Source organism: Roseovarius sp. MBR-78 (genome assembly GCF_040547535.1).
Taxonomy (GTDB): Bacteria; Pseudomonadota; Alphaproteobacteria; order Rhodobacterales; family Rhodobacteraceae; genus Roseovarius.
Window position 1 is genome coordinate 130,412 of sequence record NZ_JBEPPX010000004.1, and the last position, 22,576, is coordinate 152,987.

General features: G+C 67.5%; 16 protein-coding genes and 1 tRNA gene. 8 read left to right on the forward strand and 9 right to left on the reverse strand.

Going from position 1 to position 22,576, the window contains the following annotated elements; genetic code table 11:
* Nucleotides 1–7: 7 nt before the first annotated feature.
* Both rlmH and rsfS read right to left on the reverse strand, forming a co-directional pair.
* Nucleotides 8–478, reverse strand: a complete 471-nt coding sequence (gene rlmH / locus ABIE58_RS04710; RefSeq protein ID WP_354543538.1) for a 23S rRNA (pseudouridine(1915)-N(3))-methyltransferase RlmH — start codon at nucleotides 476–478, stop codon at nucleotides 8–10.
* The gene (gene rsfS, locus ABIE58_RS04715; protein ID WP_354543539.1) at nucleotides 479–841 is read right to left on the reverse strand and encodes a ribosome silencing factor; all 363 of its coding nucleotides are present in this window, start codon (nucleotides 839–841) and stop codon (nucleotides 479–481) included. It abuts the gene before it with no gap.
* Between the two features lie 306 nt (nucleotides 842–1,147).
* On the opposite strand from rsfS, the gene ABIE58_RS04720 reads away from it, so the two are divergent.
* Nucleotides 1,148–1,957 carry a division plane positioning ATPase MipZ gene (locus tag ABIE58_RS04720; RefSeq protein WP_354543540.1) on the forward strand — a complete coding sequence of 270 codons (810 nt, stop codon included), beginning with the start codon at nucleotides 1,148–1,150 and terminating at the stop codon, nucleotides 1,955–1,957.
* A 48-nt stretch (nucleotides 1,958–2,005) separates the two neighbouring features.
* On the opposite strand, the gene ABIE58_RS04725 is transcribed toward ABIE58_RS04720, so the two are convergent.
* Nucleotides 2,006–2,905 (reverse strand): DMT family transporter, encoded by a 900-nt coding sequence (locus ABIE58_RS04725; protein ID WP_354543541.1) that lies wholly within the window; start codon nucleotides 2,903–2,905, stop codon nucleotides 2,006–2,008.
* Between the two features lie 122 nt (nucleotides 2,906–3,027).
* On the opposite strand from ABIE58_RS04725, the gene ABIE58_RS04730 reads away from it, so the two are divergent.
* Together ABIE58_RS04730 and ABIE58_RS04735 are read left to right on the forward strand one after the other, a co-directional pair.
* Nucleotides 3,028–3,798 (forward strand): HpcH/HpaI aldolase family protein, encoded by a 771-nt coding sequence (locus tag ABIE58_RS04730; RefSeq protein ID WP_354543542.1) that lies wholly within the window; start codon nucleotides 3,028–3,030, stop codon nucleotides 3,796–3,798.
* Nucleotides 3,791–4,714 (forward strand): glucokinase, encoded by a 924-nt coding sequence (locus ABIE58_RS04735; protein ID WP_354543543.1) that lies wholly within the window; start codon nucleotides 3,791–3,793, stop codon nucleotides 4,712–4,714. Before ABIE58_RS04730 ends, ABIE58_RS04735 begins: the two co-directional genes overlap by 8 nt.
* A gap of 391 nt (nucleotides 4,715–5,105) precedes the next feature.
* Here ABIE58_RS04735 and ABIE58_RS04740 read toward each other — a convergent pair whose 3' ends face one another.
* The gene (locus tag ABIE58_RS04740; protein WP_354543544.1) at nucleotides 5,106–8,582 is read right to left on the reverse strand and encodes an AAA family ATPase; all 3,477 of its coding nucleotides are present in this window, start codon (nucleotides 8,580–8,582) and stop codon (nucleotides 5,106–5,108) included.
* On the reverse strand, nucleotides 8,582–9,922 hold the full coding sequence (locus ABIE58_RS04745) for a metallophosphoesterase family protein (protein ID WP_354543545.1): 1,341 nt from the start codon (nucleotides 9,920–9,922) through the stop codon (nucleotides 8,582–8,584). Before ABIE58_RS04745 ends, ABIE58_RS04740 begins: the two co-directional genes overlap by 1 nt.
* Nucleotides 9,923–10,110: 188 nt before the next feature.
* On the opposite strand from ABIE58_RS04745, the gene ABIE58_RS04750 reads away from it, so the two are divergent.
* Complete coding sequence (locus ABIE58_RS04750; protein ID WP_354543546.1) at nucleotides 10,111–10,596, forward strand: fasciclin domain-containing protein; 486 nt, start codon at nucleotides 10,111–10,113, stop codon at nucleotides 10,594–10,596.
* Between the two features lie 63 nt (nucleotides 10,597–10,659).
* On the opposite strand, the gene ald is transcribed toward ABIE58_RS04750, so the two are convergent.
* Entirely contained in the window at nucleotides 10,660–11,772 is a 1,113-nt protein-coding gene (gene ald, locus ABIE58_RS04755; protein WP_354543547.1) for an alanine dehydrogenase, read from the reverse strand.
* A 136-nt stretch (nucleotides 11,773–11,908) separates the two neighbouring features.
* Here ald and ABIE58_RS04760 point away from each other — a divergent pair, with 136 nt between their 5' ends.
* Nucleotides 11,909–12,373, forward strand: coding sequence for an Lrp/AsnC family transcriptional regulator (locus ABIE58_RS04760; RefSeq protein ID WP_354543548.1), 465 nt, complete (start codon nucleotides 11,909–11,911; stop codon nucleotides 12,371–12,373).
* An 82-nt stretch (nucleotides 12,374–12,455) separates the two neighbouring features.
* Nucleotides 12,456–14,120 carry an ABC transporter permease gene (locus ABIE58_RS04765; RefSeq protein ID WP_354543549.1) on the forward strand — a complete coding sequence of 555 codons (1,665 nt, stop codon included), beginning with the start codon at nucleotides 12,456–12,458 and terminating at the stop codon, nucleotides 14,118–14,120.
* A gap of 26 nt (nucleotides 14,121–14,146) precedes the next feature.
* Here ABIE58_RS04765 and gltB read toward each other — a convergent pair whose 3' ends face one another.
* On the reverse strand, nucleotides 14,147–18,682 hold the full coding sequence (gltB, locus tag ABIE58_RS04770) for a glutamate synthase large subunit (RefSeq protein ID WP_354543550.1): 4,536 nt from the start codon (nucleotides 18,680–18,682) through the stop codon (nucleotides 14,147–14,149).
* Nucleotides 18,683–18,812: 130 nt separating this feature from the next.
* A complete protein-coding gene (locus ABIE58_RS04775) occupies nucleotides 18,813–20,246 on the reverse strand; it encodes an NAD(P)-dependent oxidoreductase (protein WP_354543551.1) in 1,434 nt (477 codons plus the stop codon).
* Nucleotides 20,247–20,461: 215 nt separating this feature from the next.
* On the opposite strand from ABIE58_RS04775, the gene ABIE58_RS04780 reads away from it, so the two are divergent.
* On the forward strand, nucleotides 20,462–21,268 hold the full coding sequence (locus ABIE58_RS04780) for an undecaprenyl-diphosphate phosphatase (protein ID WP_354543552.1): 807 nt from the start codon (nucleotides 20,462–20,464) through the stop codon (nucleotides 21,266–21,268).
* Between the two features lie 5 nt (nucleotides 21,269–21,273).
* Here ABIE58_RS04780 and ABIE58_RS04785 read toward each other — a convergent pair whose 3' ends face one another.
* Entirely contained in the window at nucleotides 21,274–22,254 is a 981-nt protein-coding gene (locus ABIE58_RS04785) for a complex I NDUFA9 subunit family protein (protein ID WP_354543553.1), read from the reverse strand.
* A 145-nt stretch (nucleotides 22,255–22,399) separates the two neighbouring features.
* On the opposite strand from ABIE58_RS04785, the gene ABIE58_RS04790 reads away from it, so the two are divergent.
* A tRNA-Leu gene (locus tag ABIE58_RS04790) sits at nucleotides 22,400–22,485 on the forward strand.
* Nucleotides 22,486–22,576: the final 91 nt, after the last annotated feature.

The following is a 22,576-nucleotide window of genomic DNA, read 5'->3' on the forward strand; positions in this document are numbered from 1 at the left end:
GCTCCCGTCACACCCGGTGATAGGGGCTGCCCGCGAGGATCGAGGCCGCGCGGTAAAGCTGTTCGGTGAGCATCACGCGCACCAGCATATGCGGCCAGACCATGCGCCCGAAGGACAGCGACAGATCGGCGCGGTCGCGCAGCCCGGCGGCGACCCCGTCCGCCCCGCCAATCAGCAACGCCACGTCGCCGCAGCCCCTGTCGCGCCAGTCTGCCAGCCGGTCGGCAAACTCGGGCGAGGTCATCTGCGCCCCCCGCTCGTCAAGCACCACCACCACCGCGCCCTGCGGAATCGCGCGCTCCAACAGAGCCGCCTCGGCCTCCATGCCACCGCCCTTGCGGTCCTCGACCTCGTGAAGGTTGAGCGGGCCAAGCCCCAAGGCCCGCCCTGTCCGGTCGAACCGGGTGGTGTAATCACCGATCAGCGCGCGTTCCGGGCCGGTGCGCAACCGGCCCACCGCGCAGAGATGCACGCGCATTCAGCCCTGTGCGGTCGCCGGCCCGGCGGGCTGCCACATCTTCTCGAGCTGGTAGAAGTCGCGCACCTCGGGGCGAAACACATGCACGATCACGTCGCCGGTGTCGATCAACACCCAGTCGCCGAGATCCTTGCCCTCGGTGCGGGACGGCACGCGGTGATCCTGCTTGAGCCGCTCCACCAGATGCTCGGAGATCGCCGCGACCTGGCGCGAGGACCGGCCCGAGGCGATCACCATGTAATCGCCCATCGCGGACTTGCCGCGCAGGTCGATCTGCACGACATCTTCGGCCTTGTCATCGTCGAGGGATTTCAGGATGGCGGCAAGCTGCGCTTCGCTATCGGATTGGGGAAGCGGGATCATGTGAACCGCCGGGGTATCAGCGGCATGGGCCGCATGAGACATGAGAGACAGGACATCGTCCTCCTTGGCTACGCACCGCAACGCCCCGGTGCAAGGCGTAGGGCCAAGGTAGCAAGGCAAACGTGACTTTTCAATGAATCACGCACGCATGCGCGGGAATGTGCGCCAAATTTACCCATCCCCCCCCACACCGCCGCGCCCGTGCCGGTCACGCCACGCGATCCGGCTTGACCCTGCGCCGCGCTTCCCCGAAGGAGAACCACAGGTTAGGGTCGGCGACAATCCGCCGCTGCAAGGGGGTCAGGCATGGCGCATATCATTGTTGTCGGTAACGAAAAGGGCGGTGCTGGCAAATCGACCGTCTCGATGCATCTGGCAACCGCGCTGGCGCGCATGGGGCACCGCACCTGCGCGCTCGATCTTGACCTGCGCCAGCGCAGCTTTGGCCGCTATGCCGAGAACCGGGCGCGGTTTCTCGAACAGGAGCGGCTCGACCTGCCAAGCGCGCGGCTGCTCACGCTGCCAGACCTCGCCGAGGCCGATCTCAAGCCCGGCGAGAACATCTATGACCGCCGCCTTGCCGCCGCGATGGCCGCCGCCGAGCCCGAAAGCGATTTCATCGTGATCGACTGCCCCGGCTCGCATACCCGGCTGAGCCAGGTCGCGCATAGCCTGGCCGATACGCTTATCACGCCGCTCAACGACAGTTTCATTGATTTCGACCTGCTGGCGCATACCGACACGGATGGGCTCAAGGTGCTTGGCCCCTCAGTCTATTCCGAGATGGTGTGGAATGCGCGGCAATTGCGCGCGCAGGCGGGGTTGCGGCCGATTGATTGGGTGGTGTTGCGCAACCGGGTCGGCGCGCAGGCGATGGTGAACAAGGAAAAGATGGGCCGCGCGCTCGGTGCGCTTGCCAAACGGATCGGGTTTCGCGTAGCGCCGGGGTTCAACGAGCGGGTGATCTTCCGCGAGCTGTTCCCGCGCGGCCTGACGCTGCTCGATTTGCGCGATATCGGGGTGAAGGGGCTCAACATCTCCAACATCGCCGCGCGCCAGGAATTGCGCGACCTGTTGAAGGCGCTCAACCTGCCGGGGGTGACGTTGAATTTCTAATGGTCGACATCTGACGGATTTCAAACATCAGGGCAGGGGCTGCGCGCCTCAGATCGGCGGGCCTGCACGGGGATGGGGGCGGTTGCGCATCCGGCGCGTCATCCGCAGCGCCCACAGGTTCGAGACCAGCAGCACCGCGATCACCACCGCCCCGCCGATAAGCGCCCAGATGCCGGGATCCTCGCCCACCACCGCCCAGGCCAGGAGCGGGGCCAGCACCGATTCGAGCAGGATCAGCAGCGCCACCTCGGCAGACGGGATATAGCGCGGGCCGAGCGTCATCAGCGAGGTTGCCACGCTGATGAACAGCCCGTGGGCGATCAGCAGCGGCCAGCTTGTGGCCCAGACCGCCCCCGGCGAGGCCAGCGGCCAGATCAACAGCGACGCGCCCAGCATCGCCACCGGGATCGCGGGGATGAGCGACACAGCGCGCAGGCGCCGCGCCGTGGTCATCGCGCCGGCAAAGGTGGCCGAGACCGCGAGCGCCACCAGATCGCCGCTCCAATGCGCGCCATGCGTCTCGCCCGAGCCGCGCAGGATGAGCGCAAGCCCGGCAAAGACGCCTATCATCGTCAGGATCATGCGGGTGCTGATCGCCTCGCCAAGAAAGACCCGGCTGAGGATCGCGGCAAAGACCGGCATCGAGGCAAGGATGAAAACCACGTTGGCCACGCTGGTCCAGCTCACCGCCAGCACGAATCCCGGCGCCGCCGCCCCCAGCAGAACCGTGTAAAGCCAGCCTTTCGCGCCGGTCGCGGCCACCTCGCGAAAGCCGTGCAAGCCGCGGGTCAGCAGCACGCCCACAAGGATCACCGATCCCGCCGTGATCCCCCGCCAGAAGGCGATCGAGGCGGCATCGCCCTCGATCAGCCGCACGAACAGCGAATCCGGCACGATGAAGAGCACGCCCGTCGCGGTGATGAGAAGCCCCTTGAGATGGTCTGTCACGCTGCGTCCTCCCGCGTTTCGCGGCGAGCCAATCACGCGCGCGCGCAATTGTCTATGCACCCCCCTACCCAAGCGGCGCGGGCGGGGGTTATGATCCGCAAGACTTGCAACAGGAGAGAGCCATGCCCGCCCCCGAAAACCGCCTGAAATCCGCGCTTGCGCGTGGCGAGACGCTTTATGGCTGCTGGGCGGGTTTTGCCGCGCCCTACCCCACCGAGGTGCTGGCCGAGGCGGGCTTTGACTGGCTGGTGATCGACGCCGAACACGCGCCGAACGATCTGGGGGCGATCTCGGCGCAGCTTGGTGTGCTGCGCGGGGCCGAGACACAGGCGGTGGTGCGCCTGCCGATGGGCGAGACATGGGCGATCAAGCAGGTGCTCGATGCCGGTGCGCAGACGCTTCTTATCCCGATGGTCGAGAGCGCGGATCAGGCGCGCGCCCTCGTGCGCGCCATGCGCTACCCGCCCGAGGGCGTGCGCGGCTCCGGCGCGGCGCTGGCACGGGCGTCGCGGTTCTCGGGCATCGCCGATTACATCCCCACCGCCAACGCGCAGATGTGCCTTCTGGTGCAGGTCGAAAGCCGCGCGGGGCTGGCCGCGCTCGACGATATCCTGACGGTCGAGGGGGTGGACGGGGTGTTTATCGGCCCATCCGACCTTGCCGCCGACATGGGATATCTGGGCGACGCCACCGCGCCCGAGGTGCAGGACGCGATCCGCGATGCGCTGGCGCGGATCGCGGCAGCGGGGCGCGCGCCGGGCATCCTCGCGCTCGATCCCGAGACGGCTGGGCGCTATCGCGACTGGGGCGCGCGGTTCCTCGCGGTGGGGATCGACGTGGTGCTTCTGGCACAGGCGGCGCGGGCGTTGGTGGCGCGCTGGCGCGATGGCTGAGTGGCTTCTGGCCGATATCGGCGCGAGCCACACGCGGCTGGCGCTGGCCGATGCGGACGGGCTGCGGCCGGGCACCGTGCAGCGGCTGGTCAACGATGACTTCGCCGGGCCGGAGGCACTGATTGCCAGCTATCTCGGCGGCACCACCGTCACCGCGTTTTGCGCCGGCGTCGCGGGGCCAGTGCACGGGCGTGCCGCGCAGATCACCAACCGCGACTGGCGCATCGACGCGGGCACCCTCGCGCGTCTGACCGGGGCGGCGCATGTCCACCTGCTGAACGACCTTCAGGCGCAGGCGATGGCGCTTGATGATCTCGACCCCCGGCACCTCGCGCCCGTCCTGCCCGGCACGCCGGAGCGGGATGGCGCGCGCATGGTGCTCGGCCTCGGCACCGGCAGCAATATCGCGGTGGCGCACCGGGTGGGCGCGCGGCTGTTCGTGCCCGCTGCCGAGGCAGGCCATTCCGGCCTGCCGCATCTGGACGCGGAAGCCAACGCGCTCATCACCGCGCTCGGGCGCGAGATCGCGCACAAACCCTACGAGGCGCTGCTGTCGGGGTCGGGGCTGGGGCGGCTGCACCGGCTCGGCACCGGCGAGACGCGCGACGCCGCCGCGATCATCGCCGGGGCCGATCACGGAGAGGCGGCGGCGCGCGAGACGCTGGCGCTGTTCTCGCGGATGCTGGGGGCGGTGGCGGGCAATCTCGCGCTCATCCACATGGCCACGGGCGGCACCTATCTCATCGGCGGCACGGCGCGGGCGGTGGCCCCCCGGCTGGCGGCAACGGGCTTTGGCGAGAGCTTCGCCGCGCGCGGCCCCTACGCGGCGATCATGCGCGCGATGCCGGTGATGCTCATCACCGATGACAACGCGGCGCTCATCGGCTGCTGGCGGGCGCTCGTGTTCGCCACCTGACACAAAGTGCCCGCTGCTGAACAAGGGGAACGCTCATCGCCGGGAGGGGACGTTCAAAATCTTTCCCCGCGCGGAATCGAGGCGCGCTCTGGCGCGCCGCCGCGCGAGCGGTCATGCCGAAGGCATGCCTCCGGCATGACCCGCCCGGACGGGCGGGCGCTTTTGCGACGTGGCATCCCTCACAATCGTTCAAGTATGCGGCACCATAAAGCGCATCCCACAGAGGTTGCAGCGCCCACCCGCGGTCGGGCACTCGCGCGGCTCAGCGCATCTATCGAACGTCCCCTCCAGCCATTCGCGATACATGCCGCACCGCTTTGCACAGCATGGCTGGCCGAATCATCATTGGGCAACATCTGTCGGACGCCGGTGACAAAGCATGTTGCTTGTCTTATCCTGAACTCGGCTCCTGAGGTATGAAGCTGCCACTGCCCCCCTCGCCAAGCATGTGAACGATCGGCGCCCGGTCGCAGACCTCGCGCGCGATCTCGACCACATGACGATGGTGGGTGAGATAGATCGCCTGCCCGCGCTGCCCGATCCGCTCCATCACGCGGCAGGCGGCGGCGGTGCGGTGCTCGTCAAAGGTCTCGAATATGTCATCGCAAAAGAACGGCAGGCAGGTGCCCTGCGCCACAAGCTGTTCATGCGCGGCGGCGCGCAGCGCGAGATAAAGCTGAAACCGCGTGCCCTTGGACATTTCCGCCACGCGCTTGGCCGCGCCCCCGGCATCGACGGCGAGCAGGATTTCGCCATTGCCCTCGGGCTGCGCTACAAGCCGGGTATAGGCCCCCTGCGTGAGCGCGGCAAAGGCGGCCTCGGTCGCGGCCATCATGGCGCTGCGATGGGTGTCGCGATAGCGGCGGATCGCCTCCTCGGCAAGGTGATGGCCCAGCGACAGCTCCAGGTGATCGCGTGCCGCCGCCTCGATCTCAAGCTCGATCGTCGCCTTGCGCTGTGCCAGCGCGGCGATATCGGCCTCGCCGGTCACCTGCGCCAGCGCCTGCGCGGCGGTCACGCGCGCCTCGGTCGCCGCCGTCAGGTCGCGCTCGGCAGCGGCCAGATCGGCCTTGACCGTCGCGGCCTCTGCGTCGAGCGCCGCCGCCGTCATCCCGTCAAGCCGCGCGCGGGCGGCGGCCATGTCGGGCACGCCAAGCTCGGACAGGACCGCAGCTTCGCGCGCGGCCATGTCCTCGCGGTCGCCGATCACCTGCTGTGCCTGCGCGGCGGCACGGCGCAGCGCGTCGAGCGTGTCCACCGCCGCGCTGGGCGGAAAGATACGGCCCCGCGCCTCGACCTGCGCGGCGATCTCGTCCAGGCGGCGGCGGGCCTCTTGCCGCGCGTCATGCGCCGCTGCGATCTGCGCGCCCAGCCGCTCCGCCTGCGCCTCGGCGGCCTGCGCGGCGCTGCATGTCTCGCGCAGGCGGGCAAAGGTCGCGGCGGGGGTGTCGGCCTGCGCCGCCCCCCATGCCTCGGCCAGCGCGGCCACGGCGGCGGCGAATTGCGCCTGGTCGGCCTCCATCCGGCTGACACGCTGCGCGGCCTCGTCGCGCGTGACGGCGGCCTCTCGCAGCGCGCGCAGCGGATCGAGACTGGCGCGCAGCGTCTCGGGGGCCACCCGCGCGCCCAGCAGGTCGGATACCAGCGCGCGCCACGCCGTCCCGGCCTCGCGCGCCTCGCCAAGGGCGGCCTCGTGGCACGCGCGGCGGCGGGCAAGCTCATCTGCCAGCGTGGCGCGCGCTTGCCGGGCGCGCTCGGTGGCGGCAAGAGCCGCGCGCTCGGCCTCGGCGCGGGCGCGGGCGGCAGCGAGCGCGCCGTCGAAATCGGGCTCGACAAGGTCGAGATGCGGCCCGAGATCGGCCAGCAGCCGCCCGGCGCGATCCAGGTCGCGGCCGTGGCGCGCGCGCAACGCGTCGAGCGCGCGCGCGGCCTCAAGGGCGCTGGCGTGCTGCGCCACCCAGTCGCGCCATTCGGCGGGCCCAAGCGGTGCGGGCAGGCCAACGGCATTGGCCGCCGCCGCGATCTCGCCCTCCAGCGCGTCGCGCCGCGCGCGCAGCGCCGTGAGGCGGGCCTCGGCCTCGTCGGCGCGCGCCTCGGCCTCGGCCTCGGCCTGCTCTGTTCGGCGCAATTCGCCAAGATCGCGCGCCTGCGCGAGGCGCGATTGCATCGCCGCATCGAGCGCCTCCATCGCGGCCTCGAACTCTTGCGCGCTTGCCTCGTCCAACGCCGCGCGATGCGCCTGCCAGAGCCGCACCCGCCGGGCCATCAGCGCCGCGGCCTCGGCATCCGGCACAAGCGCGGCCCCGGCGACGATCTGTTCGGCCCGCGCGCGCAGCCCCGCGATCTCGCCGCGCTGCGCGGCCAGCGCCTCCTCGGCCCCGTCGATGCGATGAACAAGCCCGGCATGGGCCTCGGCGCGCGCGGCGGCCTCGGCGGCGCTCATCGGGCAGGCGGGCAGGGTGTCAAACTGCATGCCGCCCCGTGAAAGCGCGGCGCGCACGGCGCGCTCCGCCTCTTCTGCGGCCTCGATGGCCTGCCGCGCGCGGGCAACGGCGGGGGCAAGGCGGTCGGCATCATGCCGCGCCAGCAGCGCCGCGATCTCGCCCGCGCCGGGGGCCTCGGCGCGCGCGCAGGCGGCCTGCGCCTGTTGGTGCCGCGCGGCGAGGTCGTCCACCTCGCGCGCCCCGGTCTCGGCAGCATCCTCGGCGCGGCGCAGCGCCTCGCGCGCGGCATCGAGCCGGACGATATCGGCGGGCGACAGCACCAGACCGGCAGGACCCGCGCCCTCGGCCAGCCCCAGGTCGCGCGCCGCGCGCGCCATCGCCGCCTCGGCCCCGGCCACCAGCTCGCGGCGGCGCGGCAGGTCGAGACCGGCGGTCGCATCGCGGCTGCGCAGATCGTCCAGCGCCTCGATTTGCCCGGCCAGCGCAGGCAGGTCCGGCACAAGGTCGAGCGCATCGCGTTCGGCGCTCAGCGCGGCGATCTCCCCGGTCAGCCGCGCGATATCGGCGCGCGCGCCGCTCTCGTCGGCGACAAGCGCCACGAGGCTCTCGGGGTCGAAATCGAGCCGCTCGGGATAGGCCGCGAACGGCGCGATGCGCGCCGCCAGCGCGTCGATCCCGGCGATCTGCGGCAGCGCGCGGCGAAGGGCATCGAGCGTGGCGGCGCGCGCTTGCAGGCGGTCGCGGGCGGCGCGGGCCTCGGCCTCGGCGGCCTGCGCCCCGGCCAGTGCTCTCTTCAGTGCGCGCCACGCGCTTGCCGAGATGTCACGCTCGCGCATCTCTTTCTCGACCTCCGCCAACGCGCGCTTCAATTCGGCCACCTGCGTCTTGCTCGCGCGCTTGCGCCAGATCGCATCGGCCTCGTCGCGCACCGCATCGAGCGCGGTGCTGAGATCGGCCACCCCGGCGGCGGCGGAAAACAGCAGCCGCCCGATATCGCCGCGCGCCTGCGCGATCTCCTCGCCGCCGCGTTCGATGGTGTCATCGTCAAGGCACAGAAGATTGCGGTAATCCGCCTCTGCCAGCCCGCCCAGATGCGCCGCCAGCGCCGCCTCGGGCAGGGCGGTGCCGGCCTCGTCCACAAGCGCGCCGCTGCGCAGGGGCAGGCGCGTGAACTGGCGCGGCTGACCGTCGATCTCGACCACGGCAGAGACCCGTAAATTCTTGCGCTGATGCTTGAAATCATAGGTCTCGCGATGCGCAAAGCCGTAAAACAGGCGCAGCGCCCCCTCCATCGCGGTGGTCTTTCCGGCCTCGTTGGGGCCGTGGATGATGTGGAAATCGGCCCCGTCGCCCGAGGGGCCAAAATCGAATACGCGATCGGTGAAATGGCCGAACCGGTCAAGGCAGAGGCGGCGCAGACGCATCAGCCCTGCGCCCCCCGAAGCCGCGCCAGAACCCGCTGCGCGCCGCTCTCCGATAGCGCGCGGGCAAGGGCCTCTGCCGCTCCCTCATCAGGCAGGAGCCGCGCGCGGATGCCGGGTGGTAGGTCGGCGATCACCTCGTCGATCGTGGCGCGCGCGCGGGTGGCCTGGCCCGGCTCTGCGGCGATCCCGGCCATCAGCGTGGCCAGTTCTTCGGCGGCCCCGGTGGCCCTCGTGGCGGCCCCTGTGGCCCCGGCCTCTGCGCGGTCGAGATCGAAACACAGCGTGTCGAGCCACAGCGCCCCGGTCTCGCGCGCGATCAGCGCCGCCTGCTCGATCCAGTAATCGCGGTCGCGCAGGATGTGCCAGCGGCGCGACGATGCCCCGGCAAGCGTCAGCCGCACCACGCCCGCCCGCGCGTTCAGCGCCGCCGCCGTCTCGCGCAGATGCGCGCGCAGCCGCGCGCGCAACGCGTCGTCGCTCTCCACCCCCGAGATATCGAGCGTGACGGTGGCGAACTCAACCACCGAGGCGGGCACCTCCGTCACCTCGATCGCGCCGTCATGAATGCTCAGCAGGCTGGCCGATTTCGGCCCGGTCTCGCCGATATCGCGGCCCTGCGGCGTGCCGGGCATGACCACCCAAGGGTCGGTGGCATGGACCTGCCGCTTGTGGATATGGCCCAGCGCCCAGTAATCGAACCCCATGCGCGTGATATCCCCGAGGCTGCACGGCGCATAGGTGTCATGCCCCGCTGCCCCGCCAAGCGAGCTGTGCAGCATGGCGATGTTGACCGTCCCCGCCACCGGCGCGTCAAAGCGCGGCAACAGGCTCTCGGGGGCGTGGCGGTCGGCAAAGCTCACGCCGTGAATCCAGATATCCTCGGCAAGCTGCACCTTGCCGCCGCGCGCGTCAAAGACATGCACCCCCTCGGGCAGGTCAAGCGCGCCCGCCACCGGGTTTTCGGCGTCGTGATTGCCCTTGATATAGAATGTGCGGATGCCCGCCGCGCCCAGCCGCTCGAACTGCCCGGTCAGAAAGGCGGCGGTGCGCGCGCTGCGGGCGCGGCCATCGAACAGGTCGCCCGCGATCAGGAGTGCTGCCACCCGCTCCGAGATCGCCACCTCGACGATCCGTTCAAAGGCCGCGCGCGTGGCCGCCGCGACACTCTCGCGCAACTCGGGATCGCGCAGCGCCAGCGAGACCAGCGGCGCATCGAGATGGATATCGGCGGTGTGCAGGATACGGATCACGGCGCGCCCCTTCGACCCGACCATGTCAGCCGCCGGGACAAAGCTCAAGCCAAAGCCGATGGGGGCGGGGCAGGGGCGGTTTGCCCTCATCGCAGGCCGGTGAAGTCACAAGATCGTGACTGGATATTTCAGTGCGGCCCAGCTTAGCGGCGATTGCCTCGACGTCAAACGGCATAAGCGGGAATCCCCGCTGAACCGATCCGCCAGATCCTCCGTAGTCCTTGCATCGGTGCCGCAAACGCGGCGTCGCCATACTCTTTAGAAAGGGAGAAACCGACATGCTTCGCAGAACCTGTCTTACCCTCGCCGCCGCCACATTGATGGCGGGCCCCGTTTTTGCCGACGGGCACGGCTACAAGAAGGATATCGTCGATATCGCCGCTGGCAACGATACGTTCTCGACCCTCGTCGCTGCCGTCACCGCCGCAGACCTTGTCGAGACGCTCAAGGGCGATGGACCCTTCACGGTTTTCGCACCCACCAACGAGGCCTTTGCCGCCCTGCCCGAGGGCACGGTTGAAAACCTCCTCAAGCCCGAGAACAAGGATCAGCTTGTTTCGATCCTTACCTATCACGTGGTGCCGGGCAAGGTGATGTCGGGCGATCTGTCGGATGGGATGAACGCCAAGACCGTGCAGGGCGGCGAGGTCACCATCGGCACGACCGGCGGCGTGACGGTGAACGGTGCCAACGTGGTGCAGGCCGATATCGAGGCCAGCAACGGCGTGATTCACGTCATCGACGGGGTTATCCTGCCCAAGTAACGCCTGCTTTGCCCCGAAGGGCAGAGCGCCCCCCGGCCCGCGCAAGGGCCGGGGGGTGTTAGATCAAAGCAGCGATTTGGGATCGACGGTCTCGATCCCCAGCGCCTCGCCCACGGCGGCATAGGTAAGCTGACCGGCATGGACGTTAAGACCTGCAAGCAGATGCGGATCGTCGGCGCAGGCGCGCTTCCAGCCCTTGTCGGCCAGCGCCAGCATGAACGGCATGGTGGCATTGCCCAACGCGAGCGTCGAGGTGCGGGCCACGGCACCGGGCATGTTGGCCACGCAGTAATGCATGATCCCGTCCACCTCGTAGATCGGATCGGCATGGGTGGTCGCCTTCGAGGTCTCGAAACAGCCGCCCTGGTCGATGGCCACATCCACCAGCACCGCGCCCGGCTTCATCATGCCGAATTGATCGCGGCGCACCAGCTTGGGGGCCGCCGCACCGGGAATGAGCACCGCGCCGATCACCATGTCGGCCTGCGGCAAAAGCTCCTCGACCAGCCCGGCAGAGGAATAGCCGGTCTTGAACGTGCCGCCGAATACATCGTCAAGATAGCGCAGGCGCGGCAGGGAACGGTCGAGCACCGTTACATCGGCACCCATCCCGGCGGCGATCTTGGCCGCGTGCGTGCCGACCACGCCGCCACCGATCACGATCACCTTCGCAGGCCCGACGCCCGGCACGCCGCCCATCAGCACGCCGCGCCCGCCATTGGCCTTTTGCAGCGTCCAGGCCCCCACCTGCGGTGCCAGCCGCCCGGCAACCTCGGACATCGGTGCCAGAAGCGGCAGGCCGCCCGCGCGGTCGGTCACGGTCTCATAGGCAATCGCCGTGCAGCCCGAGGCCAGAAGGTCGCGGGTTTGCGCCTCGTCGGGGGCGAGGTGAAGATAGGTGAACAGCAACTGCCCCTCGCGCAGCATCGCGCGCTCGGCGGCCTGCGGCTCCTTGACCTTCACGATCATGTCGGCCTCGGCGAACACCTCCTCTGCCGTGGCGATGATGCGCGCGCCCGCCGCCTCATAGGCGGCATCGTCAAAGCCCGCGCCAAGCCCCGCACCCGATTGCACGATCACCTCGTGGCCGTGGCCCACGGCCTCCTGTGCGGCATTGGGCGTCAGGCCGACGCGGAATTCCTGTGGCTTGATTTCAGTGGGGCAGCCGATTTTCATTTGGGTCTCCTCCTTGGATTATCGCCATAGTCTGGCCCGGATGCGCCGCAAGAGGGTTGAAATTCTGCTCGCCTGACCGGCATTCTTGTGAATATACTTCGAAGATTGCGTGGTTTCGGGGGAGGGTCTTGCGGCAATGGCGCTGGACGACACAGACCGACGGCTGTTGCGCGTGCTTCAGAAACGCGGCCGCATTTCCAATGCCGATCTGGCCGAGGCGGTGAACCTGTCGGCTTCGGCCTGTCACCGGCGGGTGCAGCGGCTGGAAACCGACGGCTATATCACCGGCTATGTCGCCCTGCTCGACGCGCGCAAGCTGCGCGTTCCTGCGGTGATCTTTGTCGAGATCACGCTGACCACGCAGGCCGATGACGTGCTCGACGCCTTCGAGAAGGCGGTGGCGCGGGTGCCCGATGTGCTCGAATGTCACCTGACGGCGGGGGCGGCGGATTACGTGCTCAAGGTCGTGGCCGAGGATACCGAGGATTTCGCGCGCATCCACCGCCAGCACCTCGCGCGCCTGCCCGGCGTGGCCAAGATGCAATCGAGCTTTGCCCTGCGCACGGTATTTTCCACCACCGCCCTGCCGGTGAACGGCTAAGCGGCGCGCGGCCCGCTTGACCCTTCCCGCCGGGCGGAATACTGATTGATTTCGTCGGATAAGCCCGGAGCCATCCCCCGCGATGAGCGAGACCTTTCTGCACCGCCTGGCCTGGATCGTGGTGGCCCTGTGCCTCGCGCCCATCGTGGCGGCGGCGCTGGCGGCGTTGACCGGCGATCTGGAGACCTGGCGCAATGTGCTGTGGTCGGTGCTGCCGCGCTATACCGCCAACACGCTCAAGCTGGTGGTGATCGTGGCATTGGGCACAGCGGTGATCGGGGCGGGGACGGCGTGGCTGGTGACGGTTTACCGCTTTCCCGGCGTGCGCCTGCTCGAGGTGACGCTGGCGCTGCCGCTGGCCTTTCCGGCCTATGTGATGGCCTATGCCTATACCCATATGCTCGACCATCCCGGCCCGGTGCAAACCGCGCTGCGGGCGGTAATGGGCTGGGGCCCGCGCGAGTATTGGTTTCCCGAGGTCCGCAGCCTTGGCGGCGCGGCGCTGATGCTGACCATCGTGCTTTATCCTTACGTCTACCTGCTGGCGCGCGCCTCGTTCCGGCAGCAATCGGCCAATGCCTTCCTGGTGGCGCGCACGCTGGGGCGTTCGCCCGCCTACGCGTTCCGGCGGGTGGCGCTGCCGATGGCGCGGCCCGCCATCGCGGGCGGCGTTCTGCTGGCGATCATGGAGACCATCGCCGATTTCGGCACGGTGGCGTTCTTCAACGTGCAGACCTTTGCCACCGGCATCTATCAGGCGTGGTTCTCGCTCGGGGATCGCGCGGCGGCGGCGCAGCTTGCGCTGTGCCTGCTGGCCTTTGCGCTGCTTCTCGCGGGGATAGAACGCGCAAGCCGGGGCCGCGCGCAGACCGCCGGGCGCGGCGGCCGCTTCGAGACGATGGAGCGCCCGGCACTACGCGGCGCTGCGGCGGTGGCGGCGGTGGTGTTCTGCGCGCTGCCGGTGCTGCTCGGGTTCGTGGTGCCGGTGGTGATGCTGGGGGTGATGGCTGCGGGATCGGGGCAAGATATGCTGTCGCCGCGCTATCTTGGCTTCATGTCCAACTCGCTGGTGCTGGCCTCGGTCGCCTCGGTGCTGACGGTGCTCTGCGCGATCCTTGTCGGCTTTCGCGCCCGCACGCGGCCGGGGCGGGCGTCGCGCGCGCTGGTGGTGGGCGCGGGGCTTGGCTATGCGGTGCCCGGCGGCGTGATCGCGGTGGGGCTGATGGTGCCGATGGCGGCGTTCGACAACGCGCTGGATTCGGTCATGCGCGAGTATTTCGGCATTCGCACCGGGCTCTTCATCACCGGGTCGATCTGGCTGATGGTCACGGCCTATGTGGTGCGCTTCATGGCCGCCGCCCTCAACGCCTATGACAGCGGCATGGCGACGGTGCCGCATAATCTCGACGCGATCGGGCGCTCGCTGGGTCAGCCGGGGCCGGGGCTGCTCAGACGGGTGCATCTGCCGGTGGCGCGCAGCTCGGTGCTGACGGCGCTGCTCATCGTGTTCGTGGACGTGATGAAGGAATTGCCCGCGACGCTGATCCTGCACCCGTTCAACTTCCAGACATTGGCGGTGCAGGCGCACCGGCTCGCCTCGGACGAGCGGCTTGCCGAGGCGGCGGTGCCGTCGCTGGTGCTGGTGGCGTTCGGGCTGATCCCGGTGTTGATCCTGTGCCGCACGCTGGGGCGTGACGGTCAGTCGCGCCCCAGCGTGCGGCTGGGGGCGGCGCTCTCGGCGGGTTGAGGGGGGCCGCGCGCCCCCCCGTCGCGTCACTCCGCCGGGATCGCCTCCGGCTCCGCGCCCAGCGGATGCGCGATCTTGTCGAGCATCTCGCGCGGGCAAAGCTGCACGAAATGCGGCAATTCGCGGTCCCAGTATTGCAGGATATCGCGCGCCCGCTGCGATCCGGTCTCGGCGGCGTGGCGCTCGATCAGCCCTTTCAGCTCGGCCTGCCAATGCGGCTCGGCCACCGGGCAGGCCACCAGCGTCTCGCCGTTGACCAGCGCGGGCGCGCGGCCCTCGGGATCGTAGATATAGGCCATGCCGCCGGTCATGCCCGCGCCGAAATTGGCCCCGATCCCGCCCAGGATCACCGCTACCCCGCCGGTCATGTATTCGCAGCCATTGCTGCCACAGCCCTCGACCACCACCTTGGCGCCCGAGTTGCGCACGGCAAACCGCTCGCCCGCGCGCCCGGCGGCAAAGAGATAGCCATCGGTCGCCCCGTAAAGCACCGTGTTGCCAATGATGGTATTGTCATGCGCCACAAGCGGGCTTGCCATCGGCGGGCGCACCACGATGGTCGCCCCCGAGAGGCCCTTGCCGACGTAATCATTGGCATCGCCCGCGATCTCGATCTTGAGACCGGGGGCCGCAAACGCGCCAAGGCTTTGCCCCGCGCTGCCCTTGAGCTTGACGGTCAGGTGATCGGGTTGCAGGCTGTTGCGCATCCCGAAACGGCGCACGATGTGGCTGCTGACCCGCGTGCCCACGGTCCGGTGCGTGTTCTGCACCGTATAGTGAAGCTGCATCTTCTCGCCATCCTCCAGAAACCGCGCCGCGTCGCGCACGATTTCGGCGTCGAGCGTGTCGGGCACCTCGTTGCGCGGGCGGGTGCGGTCATAGCGGATATGGCTCGCGCCATCGACGGTAATCAGCATCGGGTTGAGATCGAGATCGTCGAGATGCGCCGAGCCCCGGCTGACCTGCGTGAGCAGGTCCGCCCGCCCGATCACCTCATCAAGGCTACGCGCGCCGATGCTCGCGAGGATCTCGCGCACCTCCTGCGCGTAGAAGGTGATGAGGTTCACCACCTTCTCGGCCGTGCCGGTGAACTTGTCGCGCAATGCCTCGTCCTGCGTGCACACGCCCACGGGGCAGGTGTTGCTCTGGCACTGCCGCACCATGATGCAGCCCATCGAGATGAGCGCGGCGGTGCCGATACCGAATTCCTCGGCCCCCATCATCGCCGCCATCACGATATCGCGCCCGGTGCGCAAACCGCCATCGGTGCGCAGCGTCACCCGCCCCCGCAGCTTGTTCATCGACAGCACTTGATGCGCCTCGGTGAGGCCCATTTCCCACGGCAGCCCGGCATATTTTATGCTTGTCGCAGGTGATGCCCCGGTGCCGCCATTATGGCCCGAAATCAGGATCACATCCGCCTTGGCCTTGGCCACACCGGCGGCAATCGTGCCGACGCCCGATTGCGCCACCAGCTTGACCGTCACCTTGACGGTGGGGTTGATCTGCTTGAGGTCATAGATAAGCTGCGCCAGATCCTCGATGGAATAGATATCGTGATGCGGCGGCGGGCTGATGAGGGTCACGCCCTTGGTCGAATGCCGCAGCCGCGCGATCAGGTCGGTGACCTTCATCCCAGGCAACTGCCCGCCCTCGCCGGGCTTGGCACCTTGGGCCACCTTGATCTCCAGCTCCTCGCAATGGTTGAGGTATTCCGCCGTCACCCCGAAGCGGCCACTCGCCACCTGCTTGATCTTCGCGGACGGGTTGTCGCCATTGGCGTCGGGCGTGAAATGCGCCGGATCCTCGCCACCCTCGCCCGAATCAGAGCGTGCGCCGATCCGGTTCATCGCGATATTCAGCGTCTTGTGCGCCTCGGGCGACAGCGCGCCAAGGCTCATCCCCGGCGTGACAAACCGCTTGCGGATCGCGGTCACGCTCTCGACCTCTTCGAGCGGCACCGCCTCGCCCTTGGGCTTGATCGCCATCAGGTCGCGCAGATGGATGGGCGGGTTCGCCTGCATCGCCGCGCTATACCGCTTCCACAGCTCGAAACTCGCAGTGTTGCACGCCGTCTGCATCATATGCATGACCTGCGCGCCCCAGGCATGGGTTTCGCCCGATTTGCGCGCCTTGTAAAAGCCGCCGATGGGCAGAATGGCGCTGCCGCCGCCCGCAAAAGCGCGGCCATGCACCTCTTCAAGCTTGGCCTGTATACCGCTCACCCCGATCCCCGAGATGCGGCTCACCAGGCCGGGGAAATACTCCGCGCACATGGCGCGCGACAGCCCCACCGCCTCGAAATTGAGCCCGCCGCGATAGGAGGAAATCACCGAAATGCCCATCTTCGACATGATCTTGAGAAGCCCAAGATCAATCGCCGCGCGATAGCGCGCCACCGCCTCGGTCAGGCTGCCATCTACAAGGCCCCGGCCAATGCGGTCGGCAATCGTGTCCTCGGCAAGATAGGGGTTGACCGTGGTCGCCCCCGCGCCGATCAGCACCGCGAAATAATGCGGGTCGATGCACTCCGCTGCGCGCACGTTGAGGCTACAGAAGGTCCGCAGCCCCTTGCGCGTAAGATGACTGTGCACCGCGCTCGTGGCGAGGATCATCGGCATCCCGATACGCGCCTCGCCTAGCCCATGATCGCTCAGCACGATATTGCCAATGCCAGAGCGCACGGCATCCTCGGCCTCGGCGCGAATGCGCTCCAGCCCGGCCTGCAACGCCCCGGTATCTGCGGCAAAGGTGCAGTCGATCTCGGCCACGTCGCCGCCGAACTGCCGCAACAGCTCGTCCCATTGCGCATTGGCCACGAACGGGCTTTCCAGCGCGATGATCTCGGTCTGTGCGCTCGATTCATCCAGCACGTTCTTGAGGTTGCCGAACCGCGTCTTGAGGCTCATCACCCGGAATTCACGCAAACTGTCAATCGCCGGGTTGGTCACCTGGCTGAAGTTCTGCCGGAAATAATGGCTCAGCGGGCGGTATTGCCGCGACAGGACGGCGGCGGGCGTATCATCGCCCATACTGGCCACCGCCTCCTTGCCATCCTCGGCCATCGGCGCAAGGATCTGCTCGATCTCCTCGATGCTGTATCCGGCGGCGATCTGACGGCGACGCAGGTCTGCCCCGTTGAAAAGCGGGGCCTCGGTCACGCCCGCCAGCACCTCGTCCAACTCGTTGATCTTGCCAACCCACTCGCCGAATGGCTGCGCATTGGCCAGCTTGTCCTTGATCTCGGAATCGTGGAACAGCCGCCCCTCTTCCATGTCCACCGCGATCATCTGACCGGGGCCAAGCGCGCCCTTTTCCTTTATCGTGGCTTCGTCCACCGGCACCATCCCGGCCTCGGACCCGGCAATCACCAGCCCGTCGCCCGTCACCACATAGCGCATCGGACGAAGCCCGTTGCGATCAAGCCCGGCACAGACCCAGCGGCCATCGGTCATCGCAAGCGCCGCAGGCCCGTCCCACGGCTCCATCACGGAGTTGCAATAGGAATACATATCGCGCCACGCGACCGGCAGTTCCTCGGCCTGTTTCGACCAGGATTCCGGCACCAGCATGGTCTTGGCCATCGGCGCGTTGCGGCCTGCGCGCACAAGCACCTCGAACACGGCATCAAGCGCGGCACTATCGCTCGATCCCTGCGCCACGATCGGCTTGATATCCTCGGCCATCTCGCCAAAGGCGCTACTGGCCATGCGGATCTCGTGGCTCTTCATCCAGTTCAGGTTGCCCTTGAGCGTGTTGATCTCGCCATTATGCGCCAGCATCCGGAACGGCTGCGCCAGCCACCATTGCGGGAAAGTATTGGTGGAATAGCGCTGGTGATAGATGGCAAAGGCGCTCTTGAACCGTGCGTCCACCAGATCGGGATAAAAGACCGCCACCTGCTCGGCCAGCATCATGCCCTTGTAGATGATGCTGCGGCACGAGAGGCTGGCGATATAAAGGCCCGTGATCGCCGCTTCCTGCGCGGATTTCTCGATCCGGCGGCGGATCACGTATAGCTCGCGCTCGAATGCCTCTTCATCAAGCCCCTTGGCATCTGAAATCAGGATCTGCTCGATTTCGGGCCGCGTCGCGTTGGCCTTTTCACCCAGGCAGGACACATCCACCGGCACATGCCGCCAGCCATAGATCGTGTGACCCATGCGCAGCACCTCGGTTTCCACGATGGTGCGGCACCGCTCCTGTGCGCCGAAATCGGTGCGCGGCAGGAACACCTGCCCGACCGCGATCAGGCGGCTTTCATCGGGCTCGTGCCCGGTGCGGCGGATCTGGTCGTAGAAGAACGGCACCGGGATCTGCACATGAATGCCCGCCCCATCGCCGGTCTTGCCATCGGCATCGACAGCGCCCCGGTGCCAGATCGCCTTGAGCGCGTCGATCCCCGCTTGCACCACCTTGCGCGACGGCGTGCCGTCGATGTTGACGACAAGGCCGACGCCGCAAGAGGAATGCTCCTCGTCATGGGCATACATGCCGTTCTCGGCCAGCCAGTCGCGCTTGGCCGCTTCCTTGGCCGCCCAGTTCAGATCGAATTCGGTCATCGGTCCTTACCCTTCCTTGACCCCGGCCCAGCACCTGAAAGGTCAGTCATGTTGTTCTTGTCGGTGCGGTATCGCTTCGGTTAACCGCCCCTTGCCGCCCGGTCACGCCGCCGGTCCCAAACCCTGCGGTTCATTCCGCCGCGATGGCCTGCTTTGCGCCCAGATCCTCGAGGATCGCCGCCGCCGCATCGCGCCCGTCGCGGATTGCCCAGACCACGAGAGAGGCGCCCCGCACGATGTCGCCCACCGCGTAAACCCCCGGCATCGCGGTGCGCCCGGTGGTGAACTCGGCCTTGACCGTGCCCCAGCGCGTGACCTCCAATTCCCTTTGATCCCAGAGGGTTGGCAGGTTTTCCGGCTCGAACCCCAGCGCCTTGATGACCAGATCGGCGGGCGCATCCTCGATCGCATCCTCGATCGGCTCGGGGCTTTGGCGGCCCGTCGCATCGGGCGCGCCAAGGCGCATCTTCTGCACCTTCACCGCGTTCACCGGATCGCCCGTGAACCCCACAGGCGCGCTAAGCCATTCGAAAACAACGCCTTCTTCCTCGGCATTGGTCACCTCGCGCTGGCTTCCGGGCATGTTGTCGCGGTCGCGGCGGTAGAGGCAGGTGACGGCCTTGGCCCCCTGCCGGATCGCCGTGCGCACACAATCCATTGCGGTATCACCGCCGCCAACCACAACCACTCGCTTGCCTTCGGCATTCAATTCGCCGCTGTCAAATTCCGGCACAGCATCGCCAAAGCCCACCCGATTGCTCGCCGTCAGATAGTCGATGGCCCGCACGATGCCTTGCGCCGCCGCCCCCGGCCCGCCCAGATCACGGCTCTTATAGACCCCGGTCGCGATCATTACCGCGTTGTGTTTACTGCGAATTTCGTCAAAGGATATGCTTGTGCCCACGTCGCAATTGAGCACGAATTCGACGCCGCCTTCCTCAAGCTGCGCGATCCGCCGCATCACCACGTCCTTCTCGAGCTTGAAGCCGGGAATGCCATAGGTCATCAGGCCTCCCGCCCGGTCGGAGCGTTCATAGACAGTCACCTGCACCCCCGCCCGCCGCAGCACATCCGCCGCTGCAAGCCCGCCGGGCCCAGACCCGATTATTCCAACAGATTCAATGCGTTCCGAGGCGGGCTTGATCGGCTCGACCCAGCCTTCCTCCCAGGCGGTATCGGTGATGTATTTCTCAACCGCGCCGATGGTGACGGTGCCGTGGCCGGATTGCTCGATCACGCAATTGCCCTCGCAGAGCCGGTCCTGCGGGCAGATGCGCCCGCAAATTTCCGGGAAGGTATTGGTGAACTGGCTGAGCTCGTAGGCTTCTTTCACCCGCCCCTCGGCGGTGAGGCGCAGCCAGTCGGGGATGTTGTTGTGCAGCGGGCAATGGCTCTGGCAATAGGGCACGCCACACTGGCTGCACCGTCCCGCCTGCTCCTGCGCCTTGGCCTCGGCGAACTCGGCATAGATTTCATCAAAATCCCGCCTGCGCGCCGCCGCCCCCCGCTTCTCGGGCATATCGCGCCCGACTGTCACGAATTTCAGCATGGGTTGCTTCGCCATGTTCATCTCTCCCGGACTCGGTCAGCAATGTTGTAACGCAGGTATGCGAGCATTAAAAGTCATATATGCTGACTTGGTTTTGCTTTAGTCATCAGAAAGGAAGCATTTTGCATGAATTTTCTGGCAATATAGGTCCGAACCGGAATAAATAATCGCCTTGTTTATTAAACTCAACCTCTTATACGGACAGCGAAAATATTTGTAGGACTTGGTTCATGACGCTGTTTTCGCTTTTTCTCCTCGCAATCATTCAAGGCATCACTGAGTTTCTGCCCATTTCCTCCTCGGCGCATCTGGCGCTTCTGCATCAGGTCAACGGTGCCGGGACGGACGATATCGCCCTCGATGTGGCGGTTCATCTCGGGTCGATTCTTGCCGTCATCATCTATTTCCGCACCGAGTCCGCCGCTGCGGGCCGCGGGCTGGCCGATATCTTGCGCGGCAGGCGGCACAGTTCCGAGGCGCGCCTTGCGCGCAATCTCATCGTCGCCACCATACCGCTCGTCATGGCGGGCGGGGTGATCGTCCTGATGGATTGGCAGGACGCGATGCGCGACATTCGCGTGATCGGCTGGACGATGATCGTTTTCGGCATCCTCTTGTGGTGGATCGACCGCACCGCCTCGCAAACCCTGCGCGCCCCCGATTGGAGCCTGCGCCGCGCCATCATCCTTGGGCTATGGCAGGCGGTGGCGCTCATCCCCGGCGTCTCGCGCTCGGGCATCACGATCACCGGGGCACGCGCCTTGGGCCTGGAACGGCACGACGCCACGCGGCTGTCCATGCTCATGTCGATCCCCGCGACGCTCGCCACCGGTGCCGTGCTCGCGATTGATCTGGCGCAGGCCGAGGCGGGGGCCGACCTGCTGGCACGCGCCGGTTTCGCCGCGCTGTTTTCATTCGCAGCCGCCTGGGGCGCGCTCAGCCTCATGATGCAGTTTCTCAACCGGGTGAGCTTTACCCCTTACGTGATCTACCGGGTCGCGCTGGGCGTGGTGCTGCTCGCATTTGCCTATGGCTGAGGCGCTTACGCATTGAGATTGCGGGCGGATTCGTGGATCGCCTCGTATTGGCCTGCGGGCCGGAAGCGCCACAGGTAGTCCGAAAGCACTGCCTCGGGTGCAACCGGGTCGATCCCGAGATCGGCAAAGCTCCGCGCATCCGCGCTCACCACATTGTCCACCCGCAGGCTGCGCACCTGGTCGCGGGTGATCTGCGGCGGCACAAGGCCAAGCGTGACCGTCTGCACCAGTTCCATCCCCGCCGCCATGACCGAGGCCACCCCGAACGGGATGCCGACAATCAGCCGTCGCCTGCGGATGATGCCAAGCATTACCTGCATCCATTCGCGGAACGTCGCCACTTCGGGGCCGCCAAGCTCGTAGATGCCCGGCTCCACCGCGCCCATGACCGCCTTGGCCGCGGCCTGCGCAACATCATCCACATAGACCGGCTGAAACCGCGTCTCGCCGCCCACGACCGGCAGAATGGGCGAGAAGCGCGTCATGCCCGCGAACCGGTTGAAGAACTGGTCCTCGCCGCCGAAAATCACCGACGGTCGCAGGATCACCGCCTGCGGGAAATGGCTCTGGATCCCGGCCTCGCCCGCCGCCTTGCTGCGCGCATAGGCGCTTGCCGACGCATGATCTGCCCCGATCGCCGACAGGTGCACAAGCCGCGCCACGCCTTGCTCGGCGGCGATCTTCGCGATTCGCGTCGCGCCCTCCGCCTGCACGGCATTGAAATTGTTGCGCCCGCCGCGATCGAAGGTGCCGACGCAGTTGACCACCGCATCGGCCCCCAGCATCGCCGCCCGCACGCTGGCATCATCGCGAATGTTGCATAGCACCGGCTCGACCTGCCCCGGCACGCCGTAGGGCCTGACATGCATCGCCTCGTTAGGCCGACGCACCGCCACCCGCACCCGCCATCCGGCCTGCGCCATGCGCCGCGCGATGTAACGACCTGCAAAACCTGATCCGCCGTAAATGGTGACAAGCTTGGACATCGGGGCCTCCGGGATGTGCATAATCCCTTCTTTCCTAACGCCGGGACGCCCGACCGACAAGACGATAAAGCCCCCGCGCCAAATCGCTCGGAATCGGCGTTGACACACGAACGGGCGGCGTTTACACGCCTGCCTCACGACACCTGCCCAGGTGGCGGAATGGTAGACGCGCTGGCTTCAGGTGCCAGTGGCCGCAAGGCCGTGGAGGTTCGAGTCCTCTCCTGGGCACCATTTGTTTGACCTGGCCGCATGGCTGCCCGTGCGCCTTGGTCGCCATCAAGCTCAATGCAAATGCTGGCGTTGGATTTTCAACCCCCCCCGC